Source organism: Arthrobacter arabinosi (assembly GCF_054511115.1).
Genome location: NZ_JBTNDF010000002.1, coordinates 627836 through 640392, shown reverse-complemented (window position 1 = coordinate 640392; position 12557 = coordinate 627836). Strand labels below are relative to the sequence as shown.

The 12557-nt window shown below is 68.9% G+C and carries 10 protein-coding genes; 8 read left to right on the top strand and 2 right to left on the bottom strand.

The window, feature by feature from the left end; genetic code table 11:
- The first annotated feature begins 81 nt into the window (after window positions 1–81).
- The 7 genes from ACX80P_RS07130 (at window position 82) to yicI (ending at window position 9608) form a co-directional block, all read left to right on the top strand.
- Entirely contained in the window at window positions 82–642 is a 561-nt protein-coding gene (locus ACX80P_RS07130; RefSeq protein ID WP_459277363.1) for a MarR family winged helix-turn-helix transcriptional regulator, read from the top strand.
- Window positions 643–722: 80 nt separating this feature from the next.
- The gene (locus ACX80P_RS07125) at window positions 723–2633 is read left to right on the top strand and encodes an MFS transporter (RefSeq protein ID WP_459277517.1); all 1911 of its coding nucleotides are present in this window, start codon (window positions 723–725) and stop codon (window positions 2631–2633) included.
- 214 nt (window positions 2634–2847) lie between these two features.
- Window positions 2848–3864, top strand: a complete 1017-nt coding sequence (locus ACX80P_RS07120) for a LacI family DNA-binding transcriptional regulator (RefSeq protein ID WP_459277362.1) — start codon at window positions 2848–2850, stop codon at window positions 3862–3864.
- 109 nt (window positions 3865–3973) lie between these two features.
- Complete coding sequence (locus tag ACX80P_RS07115) at window positions 3974–5275, top strand: ABC transporter substrate-binding protein (RefSeq protein ID WP_459277361.1); 1302 nt, start codon at window positions 3974–3976, stop codon at window positions 5273–5275.
- A gap of 96 nt (window positions 5276–5371) precedes the next feature.
- Complete coding sequence (locus ACX80P_RS07110; protein WP_459277360.1) at window positions 5372–6328, top strand: carbohydrate ABC transporter permease; 957 nt, start codon at window positions 5372–5374, stop codon at window positions 6326–6328.
- Window positions 6328–7224: a carbohydrate ABC transporter permease gene (locus ACX80P_RS07105; protein ID WP_459277359.1), complete on the top strand. Its 897-nt coding sequence runs from the start codon at window positions 6328–6330 to the stop codon at window positions 7222–7224. Before ACX80P_RS07110 ends, ACX80P_RS07105 begins: the two co-directional genes overlap by 1 nt.
- A gap of 2 nt (window positions 7225–7226) precedes the next feature.
- Window positions 7227–9608, top strand: coding sequence for an alpha-xylosidase (gene yicI, locus ACX80P_RS07100; protein ID WP_459277358.1), 2382 nt, complete (start codon window positions 7227–7229; stop codon window positions 9606–9608).
- 18 nt (window positions 9609–9626) lie between these two features.
- Here the strand turns inward: yicI and ACX80P_RS07095 are convergent, their stop codons facing one another.
- Window positions 9627–10346, bottom strand: coding sequence for a VIT1/CCC1 transporter family protein (locus ACX80P_RS07095; protein WP_459277357.1), 720 nt, complete (start codon window positions 10344–10346; stop codon window positions 9627–9629).
- A gap of 77 nt (window positions 10347–10423) precedes the next feature.
- Here ACX80P_RS07095 and ACX80P_RS07090 point away from each other — a divergent pair, with 77 nt between their 5' ends.
- On the top strand, window positions 10424–11158 hold the full coding sequence (locus tag ACX80P_RS07090; protein ID WP_459277356.1) for a glutamine amidotransferase: 735 nt from the start codon (window positions 10424–10426) through the stop codon (window positions 11156–11158).
- An 87-nt stretch (window positions 11159–11245) separates the two neighbouring features.
- On the opposite strand, the gene ACX80P_RS07085 is transcribed toward ACX80P_RS07090, so the two are convergent.
- On the bottom strand, window positions 11246–12502 hold the full coding sequence (locus ACX80P_RS07085; RefSeq protein ID WP_459277355.1) for a polysaccharide pyruvyl transferase family protein: 1257 nt from the start codon (window positions 12500–12502) through the stop codon (window positions 11246–11248).
- Between the last annotated feature and the right edge of the window lie 55 nt (window positions 12503–12557).

Here is a 12557-nt window from a genome sequence, read left to right as displayed (position 1 = left end):
ACGAGAACTTGTTTAGTTGACCTAACCAAATGGTGGGCGTACAGTTACTTAGAGCAACGAAGTATAGGGATCGGGGGCGGCATGTCCGTAGCGCAGCACACGGCTGCAGAGCTGGTGCACCACATCTTCGACCTGCAGCGCGCGCTCCGGGCGGTCACCGCCGCAAGCATGAAGAACTCCGCACTGGGTCCGGCGCACACGGGAGTCCTCTTCTTCATCGGCGAGGGAGGGCCGCTGCGTGCATCGGCCCTCGCGGCCCGTCTCGGCGTCGGCCCGTCGGCCCTGAGCCGGCAACTCGCGGACCTGGAGCAGTACGGGTTCGTGGTCAGGACGGCGGATCCGCTGGACGGGCGGGCGTGCCTGCTCTCGCTCTCACCGCAGGGCCGTGCGTACCTCTCCGAGACCTACGATGGCCGGGCCCAGACGCTGCGGGAGATCCTGTCCGACTGGACGGAGAGCGAGGCCGCAGCGGCGTCGTCGTCCGTCCAGCACCTCACGACGGCGTTGCGTGCGGCAGGACCGCACGTCACCGGGGCGGCCCACGCGACCGCCGTCGCATCAGGAACAGCATCAGAGAATACGGGCAACGGCGGCCGTCACACCCTGGACCCCGCGTCCGAGATCATGAAGGAAGAACGTTGATGGCCACCCACTCCACCAGGGCGACAGCAGTCGGGGTCTCCGACCGACCACCGGCCCCGCATCCCGGGGCCGCCGAGCCCATGAGCCACCGGCAGATCCTGCAGGCCCTGACCGGCCTGCTCGCGGGCCTGTTCACGGCGATCCTCAGCAGCACGATCGTCGCGAACGCCCTCCCCACCATCATGAGCGACCTCGATGGCTCGCAGACCGACTTCGCCTGGGTCATCACGGCGGCGCTTCTGGCCAATGCCGCGACCACCCCGATCTGGGGCAAGTTCGCCGACCTGTTCGACAAGAAGCTCCTGGTGCAGCTCAGCATCGTGATCTTCGTGGCCGGTTCGGTCCTCGCGGGGCTCGCCCAGACCATCCCACTGCTCCTCGCGGCCCGCGTCATCCAGGGCGTCGCCATGGGCGGCCTGACGGCCCTCGCGCAGGCGATCATCGGGACCATCATCGCGCCGCGGGAGCGCGGCCGGTATTCCGGCTACATGGGCGGCGTCATGGCCGTCGCGACGGCCGGCGGACCGCTCCTCGGCGGCTTCATCGTCGACTCGCCGCTGGGCTGGCGCTGGACGTTCTTCGTCTGCGTGCCGCTCGCGATCATCGCCCTCGTCCTGCTGCAGGTGACCCTGAAGCTCCCGGACACGCGCCGCAAGGCCAGCATCGACTGGCTCGGGTCCGTCCTGCTGACGACCGGTGTCAGCCTGCTCCTCATCTGGGTCTCCTTCGCCGGCAAGGAGGGCTACTACGCCTGGTTCTCACGCGAGAGCGCCCTCATGGTGGGCGGCAGCCTCGTCCTGTTCGCCCTGCTCCTCGTGGTGGAGTCGAAGGTGAGCGAGCCGGTCATCCCGCTGAAGATCATCTCCCAGCGCACCACGGCGCTGGCCATACTCGCCTCGATCGCCGTCGGCGTTGCCATGTTCGCCACGTCGAGCTACCTCGGCCAGTACTACCAGGTGGCACGCGGAGCGACGCCGACCGAGGCCGGGCTGCTCACCCTGCCGATGATCGCGGGCAACCTCATCGGTTCGATCGGTGCGGGCGTGCTCGTGACCAGGTTCGGCAGGTGGAAGCGGTTCCTCGTCGCCGGATCCCTCTTCCTCATCGCCGGCCTGGGCCTCGCCGGGACCATCGACCACCTGACCGACCTGTGGATCGTGGGCAGCTACACCTTCGTCTTCGGCCTGGGCCTCGGCCTCCTGCTGCAGAACCTCGTCCTCGCCGTCCAGAACACCGTGGCGGTCAAGGACATCGGCTCGGCCAGTGCGTCCGTCGCCTTCTTCCGTTCCATGGGTGGTGCAGCCGGTGTCGCCGTCCTGGGTGCCATCCTCGGCACGCAGGTGGAGAACAGGACGGCCGAGGGGCTCGCCGCTGCAGGCGTCCCGGCCAGCGGGGGAGCAGCGGGCGGTTCGCTCGACCTCGTCGACCTGCCGGCGCCGATCGCCGAGATCGTGCGGGCTGCGTACGGCGACAGCACGGCCACGATCTTCCTGATCACCGCGGTCATCGCGGCCGTCGGACTCGTGTGTGTCCTGTTCATCAGGGAGACCCCGCTGCGCCGGACGGTCGACTTCGCCCAGGCGGCGCCGGCCGGCCCCGCTGCGTCGATGTCTCCCGCTGCGACCGGCACGACGCCGTCGGTCGCCGGTGCGCCGACGGGCTCCCGGTCCGATGGGCGGCCGGCCGGTGAGGCTCAGCCCGTGGTCGCCGCGGTTGCCGCGGCTGCCGTGGAGCAGTCGGGCGCGGTCGTCCCGTCCGGGTCCGACGACGGCGGCTCGCAGGCCGCGGGCGCGTCCGACGTCGTCGCCGTCCAGCCGTCCCACGGCAGGCACAGCGCCGGTCCGGTGGAGATCCACAGGGTCGACGTGCAGCGGGCGGCCAGGGAGCTGTCCGAGCTGAGCGATCTGTCCGGGATGTCCGGGTCGTCGGCGCTGTCCGAGCTCTCCGCCCTGGACGCCGACCTCGAGGACCGTGCCGGGGCCAACCGCTAGCCGGACCAGCAGGAACCAGCAGTACGCCGGGCCGCCGGGTTCCCCGGTGGCCCGGCGCCGTGCGGGCGAGGGCCTGTTTGTTCCTGCAATCGACAAACCCTCTTGTCCCCACCGCGGATGTGACGTACGGTACTTCCCATCGGTCGTCGAAACGTTTAGACGAGCCGGTGCCGGAGAATCTGCCGGCCGCCCCTGAGGAGACATCGGAGTCGACATGGCCAATATCCACGACGTCGCACGCGTCGCCGGAGTGTCCATCAGCACTGTGTCCTACGCCCTCAGCGGCAAGCGACCGATCGGGGAGAAGACCCGGCTCCGCATCGACGACGCGGTGCGCGAACTCGACTACATGCCGAACGCCGCCGGTCGGATGCTCGCCGGGACGAGGACCAGAATCTTCGCCCTCACTGCTCCGCTGCGGAGTGATACCTACGCACCCGCGCACATGGCCTTCGTCCTCGCGGTGGCGACGGCGGCGAGGAAGTACGACTACGACGTCCTCCTGCTGACCGAGGACGAGGCGATCGACGGGCTCCGCCGGGTCTCCGCCAGCAGGCTCGTGGACGGGATCATCGTCCTGGACGTCTCCATCCACGACGAGCGGGCCGATCTCGTACGCTCGCTCGGCGTCCCTGCAGCGCTGATCGGCGTCCCGGGGAGGTCCGAGGGGCTGGTCTGCGTCGACCTGGACTTCGAAGCCGCCGCGGCGCTGGCGGTGGACCAGCTCGTCGATGCGGGACACTCCTCCGTCGCGCTGCTCGGCCATCCGGAGGCGGTGTACGAACGCGGTTCGAACTTCCCCACACGGTTCCGCGACGGGTTCCTGCGCCGAGCTGCGGAGCGTGGGGTCCACGCGCGCTTCTCGATGGCAGAGACGGGTGCCTCGCCGGTCCGGGCCGCCCTGTCCGCACTGCTCGACGCCGACCCCGCACCCACGGGACTCGTGGTCCATGCGGAGGAGGGCGTGTACCGCACCGTCCTGGATGCCACGGGGGAGCGTGGACTGTCCATCCCGCACGACCTCTCCGTGATCGCCGGGGTCCCGACCTTCGACACGTCCTCCTTCACCCCGCCGCTCGACGTCATCCCGCTGATCCCGGCGGATTCCTGCAGCCGCGCGGTCGAGCTCGCCGTCCAGCAACTCGACGGCGTCGTCGAACCCCGCGTCGAACTCATCGCCCCCGTCTACCGTGACCGGGGGTCGGTCGCGGCTCCTCGCCCCGGCCCGTAGGCCCGACCCGACCCACCCCGTCCAGTTCGACGAGGGCATCCTTCGCCCACAGTCGAAACGTTTCGATAAAGAGCCGTTCCACGGCCACCACCACTACAAGGGAGTAGGCATGAAGAAGAGCAGAATGATCCTGGGGGCAGCCCTGACCGCTGCCGCGGTCGCCTTGTCCGGATGCTCGGCGTCCGAGCCCGACGCCGGAGCCGGCGGTGAGGGGGACACCCTGAAGCTCTGGCACTTCGAGAGCGACACGAGCGCCATGGGCATCGCGTGGACGGAGGCCATCAAGGTCTTCGAGGAGGAGACGGGCGCGAAGGTCGAATTCGAGGAGCGCAGCTTCGAACAGATCCGTTCCACAGCCAGCCAGGTGCTGAACTCGGACGAGGCCCCGGACCTCCTGGAGTACAACAAGGGCAACGCCACGGCGGGCCTGCTGTCCAGCCAGGGCCTGCTGACCAACCTCGACGAGGCCGTGGACCAGTACGGCTGGGACGACAAGCTGGCGCCGTCGCTGCAGACCACCGCGAAGTACGACGAGCGGGGCATCATGGGCTCCGGCAGCTGGTTCGGCGTCCCGAACTACGGCGAGTTCGTCGAGGTCTACTACAACAAGGACATGTTCGCCGAAGCGGGGCTCGAGGTGCCCGCGACGCTCGACGAGTTCGAGGACGTCCTGCAGGCGTTCACCGACAAGGGCATCACCCCGATGGCGGAATCGGCGGCCGAGTACCCGCTCGGCCAGCTCTGGTACCAGCTCGCGCTGACCCAGGCCGACCGCGGCTGGGTCGAGGACTACCAGCTGTACAAGAACCCGGTGGACTGGCAGGGCGAGGAGGTCTCGTTCGCCACGGAGACCGTCAAGGACTGGACCGACAAGGGCTATATCTCGCCCAACGCCACGGGTTCCACGGCGGAGGATGCCGGTACCGCCTTCATCAACGGGACCAACCCGATCTTCTTCTCCGGCAGCTGGTGGCACAACCGGTTCACCACCGAGGCGACCGGGTTCGAATGGGGTACGTTCCTCTTCCCCGAAGCCGAGCTCGCCCCGGGTTCCGCGGGCAACATGTGGGCCGTTCCCGAGAAGGCGGCCAACAAGGAGCTGGCCTACGAGTTCATCGACATCACGATGCGTCCCGAGATCCAGAACCTGATCGGCAACAACGGTGGCGTGCCCGTCGCCGCCGATCCGGCGGACATCACCGACGAGAAGAGCTCCGAGCTCATCGCGAACTTCAACGAGCTCACCGAGAAGGACGGCATCGCGTTCTACCCGGACTGGCCCACGCCCACGTTCTACGACGAGCTGAACGCCGGCCTGCAGGAACTGATGAACGGTACGAAATCGCCGGAGGAGTTCCAGGACCAGGTCGGCGAGCAGTACCAGAGCGGCGTCGACGACATCGTCGGCTGACCGACGCCCCTCCCCGGCCGCGTCGCCGCCGTCCGTTCCCGGGCCGGCGGCGCGGCAGGGGCCCCTGACTACCCCTGTCCTGGAAGGTGCACGCCCATGGCGATCACAACCCGGTCGAAGGGGCGCTCCCCGCGCCCCACCGCCAGTCTCATCCCCGGCTCCAGTCCCAACGCCTTCTGGCTGTACCTGCTGCCCGGCCTTGCCCTGCTCACGCTCATCATCGTGGTGCCGCTTCTGTGGAACGTCTACCTGACCTTCACCTCCTACCGGGGTATCCGCCCGCCGGAGTTCATCGGCCTCGAGAACTGGGTGGAGCTCTTCGGGGACACCACCTTCTGGACCTCGTTCCGCAACTCCGTGGCCATGATCATCGCGATGGTGGTGGTGCCCACCGTCGTGGGTCTCGTCCTCGCGGCGATGCTGTTCGACCTCATCGGACGGAAGTTCGGCGGCCGCCTCGCGAGCTTCCTCCGTGCCACCTACTACCTGCCGCAGATCCTGCCCGGGGTCATCGCGGCGATCGTGATCGGCTGGATCCTCCGGCCCGAGAACGGCGCCCTGAACCAGGTCCTCGCCGCCGTCGGCCTCGGCGGACTGCAGGGCAACTGGCTCGGGGACCCGGACACCGCCCTGCCCAGCATCATGGTGATCATGGTCTGGGTGCAGCTCGGCTACCCCGTGGTCATCTTCATGGCCGCCCTGCAGCGGGTGGACCCCGAACTCTACGAAGCCGCGGAGCTCGACGGCGCCAACTGGTTCCAGCGCTTCCGGGCCATCACGGTCAGCATCATCCGCCCCGAGATCTTCGTCGTCACCCTCACGTGTGCGATCGCGGCCCTCAAGGTCTTCGGCCCCGTCTACGCCCTGACCGGCGGCGGGCCGGGCACCTCCACGATCGTGCCCGCGTACTACGCGTACAGCGAGTTCTTCCAGTCCCAGCAGGTGGGCTACGGCGCGACGATCGCCACCGCGCTGACGGTGGTCATCGCCGTCGTCAGCATCATCTTCGTCCTCGTGCAGACGAGGCTCGAGCGCAGCGAGGAGGCACGCTGATGGCAGTCCCCACACTGACCGCACCCGAGGCGGTCCGGGAACCACCCCGACCACGACGGCGCAGCGGGCCGTCCCGCAAGACCGCCGGCGATTGGCTCATCCTGGCCGTGGCGATGCTGATCGGACTGCTCATTGCCGTCCCGTTCCTGCTGATCCTCGCCAACTCGTTCAAGTCACCCACCGACTACGCGTCCGGCGGCCCGCTCTCGCTGCCCTCGGCCCTCTACGTCGACGGCATCACCGCCTTCTGGGAGCGCGTCGACTTCCCGCGGAAACTCTGGAACAGCTTCTTCATCAGCACCGTGGTGGCCGTGCTCGCCGTCGGGATCTCGATGTTCAACGCCTTCGCCCTCGGCATCGGGCGGGTGCGTGGCCGCACCTGGCTCGTACTCCTCATCCTCCTCGCCAATATGCTGCCCCAGGAGGTGCTGCTCTACCCGCTGTACTTCATGTTCCGGCAGGTGGGCCTCTACGACAGCGTGTGGGCCGTCATCATCATCTTCACCGTCATCCAGAGCGCGTTCGGCACCTACCTGCTGGCCTCCGTCTACGGGACGTTCCCGAAGGAGCTGCTGGAGGCGGCGTCACTGGACGGCGCGAGCCGCTGGCAGATCCTGTGGCGCGTCATCTTCCCCATCTCCAGGCCGACCCTGAGCGTGCTGCTCATCTTCTTCTTCATCTGGACCTGGAACGAGTTTCTGATCCCGCTGACGTTCCTGGTGGGCAACGACAACCAGACCGTCCCCGTGGCGATCACCGTGCTGCAGGGCGACCGACTCATGGACGTCACCACGACGAGCGCATCCGCCCTCCTCGGGCTCCTTCCCACGCTCATCTTCTTCCTCATCTTCCAGCGCACCCTCACCAGGGGCATCACAGCAGGAGCAGTCAAGTAACCATGAAGTTCACCGACGGATTCTGGCACGTCCGCCCCGGCGTCGATGCGCAGTACGCGCAGGAGGCCTACGACATCGAGGTGGAGGACGGTAGGCGACTGGTCGTCTCGGCCCCCACCAAGGTCATCGAGAGGCGGGGTGACACACTGAACCGCGCCCTCCTGACGGTCACCCTGAGCACCCCGCTGGACGGCGTGATCGGCGTGCGGATCGAGAACCACCGCGGCGACACCCCGCATCGGGGGTTCGAGCTCGTCGGTGCGGAGGACGGCCTGGGCACGGCCACAGCGGACGACGACGGCGGTGTCCTCACCGCGGGCGGCCTCACCGCGCGCGTCGGCAGGGGAGGCCCGTGGGATCTGTCCTTCCAGGCCGACGGCCGCACGCTCACCTCCAGCGGCCACAAGTCGGTGGGTCGGATGGGTCTCGCGCCGGACGCGCCCGTGACCGCCGAGCCGACCGGGGTCACCGGCGTGACGACGACGGGCCGCGCCCCGGCGTCGTCGTACCTCCACGCCCAGCTCTCCCTCGGTGTCGGGGAACTGGTGTACGGCCTGGGAGAGCGGTTCGGTCCGCTCGTGAAGAACGGGCAGACCGTGGACATCTGGAACGCGGACGGAGGCACGTCCAGCGAGCAGTCCTACAAGAACGTCCCGTTCTACCTGACGAACCGCGGCTACGGCGTCTTCGTGAACCACCCCGAGCACGTGTCCTTCGAGGTGGGCTCGGAAGCCGTGGAGCGCGTGCAGTTCTCGGTCCCGGGGGAGACGCTCGAGTACTTCGTGATCCAGGGTCCGACGCCCGCGGACATCCTCGAGCGCTACACCCGCCTGACGGGACGCCCGGCGCGGGTACCCGCATGGTCCTACGGGCTGTGGCTGTCCACGAGCTTCACCACCGACTACGACGAGCGGACCGTAACCCACTTCGTCGACGGCATGGCGGAGCGGGACCTGCCGCTGAGCGTCTTCCACTTCGACTGCTTCTGGATGCGGGAGTTCAACTGGACGGACTTCGAATGGGATGCCCGTGTGTTCCCCGATCCGGAGGGCATGCTGAAGCGCATGCACGGCAGGGGCCTGCGGGTCAGCGTCTGGCTGAACCCGTACATCGGGCAGCGGTCCGCCCTCTTCGACGAGGCGGCGCAGGCGGGTTACCTCCTCCGCCGCGCGGACGGGTCGGTGTGGCAGTGGGACCTGTGGCAGGCGGGCATGGGCCTGGTGGACTTCACCAACCCTGACGCGACGGCCTGGTTCCAGGACAAGGTGCTGACCCTGCTCGGGCAGGGTGTCGACGCCATCAAGACGGACTTCGGGGAGCGGATCCCGCTCGGCGTCCGCTGGCACGACGGAACGCCCGCGGAGACCATGCACAACCTCTACCCGCAGCTGTACAACAGGGCAGTCTTCGACGTGCTCGAGAAGGCCCGTGGCCAGGGTGAAGCCGTCCTCTTCGCACGGTCGGCAACCGCCGGCGGGCAGCAGATGCCCGTGCACTGGGGTGGCGACAACTCGTCCTCCTTCGAGTCGATGGCCGAGACGCTCCGCGGAGGGCTCTCCCTCGCGCTGAGCGGCTTCGGGTACTGGAGCCACGACATCGGTGGCTTCGAGGGATCACCGGACCCGTCCGTCTTCAAACGGTGGGTCGCCTTCGGCCTGCTCTCGAGCCATTCCCGCCTGCATGGATCCACCAGCTATCGCGTGCCGTGGGCGTTCGACACGGGTGAGGAGACCGTGGGTCAGAGCGCCGTCGAGGTCACGCGGACCTTCGCCCGCCTGAAGTTGTCCCTCATGCCCTACCTGTACGCCGCCGGGCTGCAGGCCCATGCGACAGGCACGCCGGTCATGCGGCCCATGCAGCTCGCCTTCCCCGAGGATCCGGCCGTCGCGCACCTGGACCGGCAGTACATGCTGGGGCCCAGCCTGCTCGTGGCACCCGTCTTCTCGGCCGACGGCGCTGTGGAGTACTACCTTCCCACCGGGTCGTGGACCCACCTGCTCACGGGGGAGGTCGTCGTCGGAGGCGGCTGGCGGCAGGAGACGCATGGTTTCGACAGCCTGCCCCTGTGGGTACGGGAGGGAACAGTGCTCGTCACCGGGAGTGCGGACGACCGGCCCGACTACGACTACCTCGCGAATCCGCTGGTCACCGTGTACCCGGGTGCCGGTGATGGGTCCGGGGCCGACGGGACCCGTGTCCGTGTGGTCACCCCGGCCGGTGCCGAGGGCGAGTTCCGCGTGTCCCGTACCTCCTCCGGATACCGGGTGACAGGCCCTGCCGGTATCGCGTTCCGGTCGCGCCTGGCGGGCGGCGGGGAACACCTGTCCGATGGTGGGGTCGTCGACCTCCCCGCCCGGCCGGAACCGGCGGGGGCCGATCGCTAGGTCGGTGCAGCCATGCGATCAGGCGATGCCGGTGGTGCCCAGCAGCGATCCGACCAGGTAGGTGAAGGCCATGGCCAGGGCGCCGCCGATCACGAGCCGGATCGTGGCGCGCCGTCGGGAGCTCCCGCCCACGTGCGCGCTGATCGCCCCCGTGATGGCGAGCGCGACGAGCACCGCCACGAAGGTGATGGGGATCCGGAGTTCGGCCGGCGGGAGGAGGATCGCGAGCAGGGGCAGGACGGCGCCCGCGGCGAAGGAGGCCGCCGAGGCGAATGCCGCGTGCCAGGGGTTGGCGACCTCGAGTTCGTCGATGTTCAGCTCCGCGGAGAGGTGCGCTGCGAGGGCGTCGTGCTCGGTCAGTTCGGCCGCGACCTGGCGGGCGGTCGCCGGCGCCAGTCCCTTCTGCTCGTACAGGCCCGCGAGCTCGGCGAGTTCGCCGTCGGGATCCTCCGCGAGCTCCCGGCGCTCCTTCTCGATCAGGGCTTCCTGGCTGTCCTTCTGGCTGCTGACGGAGACGTACTCGCCGAGCGCCATCGACACGGATCCACCGACCACGGCGGCCGTACCCGCCACCAGGATGGGCGTGACCGCGTTCGTCACGCCCGCGACGCCGACGACGGTCGCCGCGGTGGAGACGATGCCGTCATTCGCGCCGAGGACGGCGGCACGCAGCCAGTTCAGGCGCCCTGCCACGCTGTTGTCATGGGGTTCGCTGCGCTGTACCGGCATCTCCGTCATGCAAGCAGTAAAGCACCGGGTCCCCCGCCCGGCCACACAGGACCGGCTTGCCTTGCCACCCCCAGTAGCATCGAGGAGTGAAACCCTTCCTGCTCCTGGCCACCCGCGCCGACGACTACGCCGCCGACTCCGAGTACCGGAGTTTCCTCAGCTTCGGCGGCCTCGGCGAGGGCCAGCTTCGGCGGGTCCGGCTCGAGGCGGAACCCCTGCCCGCCTTCGACCCCGCGGACTATTCGGGGATCTTCCTCGGGGGCAGCCCCTTCAACTCCTCCGACCCCGAGGAGTCGAAGAGCGCAGTGCAGCAGCGGGTCGAGCGCGAACTCGGCCGGCTGCTCGACACGGTCGTCACGGAGGACTTCCCGTTCTTCGGCGCCTGTTACGGTGTCGGCACCCTCGGCAGGCACCAGGGCGCCGTCATCGACACCACCTACGCGGAGCCGATCGGCGCGATCGACATCACCCTCACCGCCGACGGCCGGGCCGACCCCCTGCTCGCGCAGCTGCCGCCGTCGTTCTCCGCCTATGTGGGCCACAAGGAGGCGTGCGCCACGTTGCCGTCGTCGGCGGTCCTGCTGGCGTCCTCCACAACCTGCCCCGTGCAGATGTTCCGCGTGGGCGAGAACGTGTACGCCACCCAGTTCCACCCGGAGCTCGACGTCGATGCGCTCGTGGGTCGCATCAGGACCTACCGCCACGCCGGGTACTTCCCGCCCGAGGAGGCGGACGACTACATCGAGCGGGCGCGTGCCTCCGCGGTGGACCAGCCGGCGGCGATCCTGCGTGCGTTCGTCCGCCGATACGCCCGCGACTGACGTGCGCCACGGCGGGGCGCGCCCCCAGCTCACCGCCCTGAGCCGTCACCGGACGGACCCTCACCCTCCCAGGAGGAGATGCTGGGCTCAGCCTCGTACGTGGTGGTCCGGCTTCACCGCTGCCCGCAGGCCGCGAGCGATACGCAGGGCAGGAGTGCGACGACGGTCGTCAGGCTGCCGGCGGCGGGGTTCTTCCGTGACTGGGTAGAGGCTCAGCGCCTCCTGGCGTTTCTGCTCCGCCCTGGACGCGATGTCCTCCGTGAAGCCGGCCACAGGTGAGCCGGGTGTGAGGGCATCGGGGGCGTTCTCCTGCGAGGCGGGCCGGTAGGCCCAGCCGGTGCCGAGATCCGTCAGTGACCGGTGCTTCACGTCGTAGAAGCCGTCCCTGACACCGATGGCGGTCCCGGCCGCACCGGCTGCAGCCGCCAGGAAATGCAGGTGGAATCGCGTGGTGACCCAGGTCTGGTCGGCCCGCAGCGGCAGCCCGTCACGCCACACGGACATGAACGGGATGAAGGAGTCGGGATCCATCAGGTCGCCCAACGCGTCGAAGGCCGGCCGGTCCACGCCGGGAATGGCCTCGACGTACTGGATCGTCCTGCCCTCCGCACGGGCCGCCGCCACGGTGGCCCGGACGTCGTCGATCACCTTCCTGCTCTGCTCCTCCGACTGCAGGTCGCTCTGGAGGCAGAGCACCAGGTCAGCGCCACCACGGGCCAGTCCTCGTTCCCGCTCCTCCATCACGCCGAGGAAGGCGTCGTCGAGGCCCAGGGCGACGTCGAGCAGCGCGGCGGACGGCTCGTCCCGGACGCTGACGTGATCGAAGCCCTGCAGGAGTTCGATCGCGGTGCGCGGGCGGTCGTCGCCTTCTTCACGCGCCCCCCTGCCGATCATCGGCACCACCGAGAGCCCGGTGCCGTACAGCCTCGCTCCCGTGAGCGACTGCGCGGCGACGGCGCCGGCGACCAGGCCCGCATGGAACGGCCAGAGGTCGTTCAGGTAACCGCCGCCCAGGAGATGGATGCTCTCCACTTTCCGGAGTCGCTCCAGCCCCAGGTCATAGGCCGGGGACCCGAGATTCCGCACCAGGTCGTCGACGCGTCGCATGACGACGTCCGGGTCGGCGGAACCTGCCTCCCAGCAGGACCGCCACAGCGTGTTCGTGACGTGCAGGCGTGGATGCAGGCCGTGGAAGAGCTCGGATGCAAGACCGGGATTGGGGCAATCCAGCCACACCTCGGTGTCCGGTCGCGTAGCAGCCAGGTGCTTCAGCCAGGCCGCCGCGATGAGCTCATCACCGAAATTCGGGTGGCCTGCCGGGGAAATCAGGTAGATGGAGGACATGACCCGTGAGCCTATCAACAGGAGCGATCGCCTCAGGGCCGCCTGCAGGGAAACG

Excerpts from the sequence above, each read along its gene's own strand:
- ACX80P_RS07115 (WP_459277361.1), top strand. The coding sequence starts at position 3,974 with ATGAAGAAGAGCAGAATGATCCTGGGGGCAGCCCTGACCGCTGCCGCG.
- ACX80P_RS07125 (WP_459277517.1), top strand. The coding sequence starts at position 723 with ATGAGCCACCGGCAGATCCTGCAGGCCCTGACCGGCCTGCTCGCGGGC.
- ACX80P_RS07120 (WP_459277362.1), top strand. The coding sequence starts at position 2,848 with ATGGCCAATATCCACGACGTCGCACGCGTCGCCGGAGTGTCCATCAGC.
- ACX80P_RS07110 (WP_459277360.1), top strand. The coding sequence starts at position 5,372 with ATGGCGATCACAACCCGGTCGAAGGGGCGCTCCCCGCGCCCCACCGCC.
- yicI (WP_459277358.1), top strand. The coding sequence starts at position 7,227 with ATGAAGTTCACCGACGGATTCTGGCACGTCCGCCCCGGCGTCGATGCG.
- ACX80P_RS07130 (WP_459277363.1), top strand. The coding sequence starts at position 82 with ATGTCCGTAGCGCAGCACACGGCTGCAGAGCTGGTGCACCACATCTTC.
- ACX80P_RS07105 (WP_459277359.1), top strand. The coding sequence starts at position 6,328 with ATGGCAGTCCCCACACTGACCGCACCCGAGGCGGTCCGGGAACCACCC.
- ACX80P_RS07095 (WP_459277357.1), bottom strand. The coding sequence starts at position 10,346 with ATGACGGAGATGCCGGTACAGCGCAGCGAACCCCATGACAACAGCGTG.
- ACX80P_RS07085 (WP_459277355.1), bottom strand. The coding sequence starts at position 12,502 with ATGTCCTCCATCTACCTGATTTCCCCGGCAGGCCACCCGAATTTCGGT.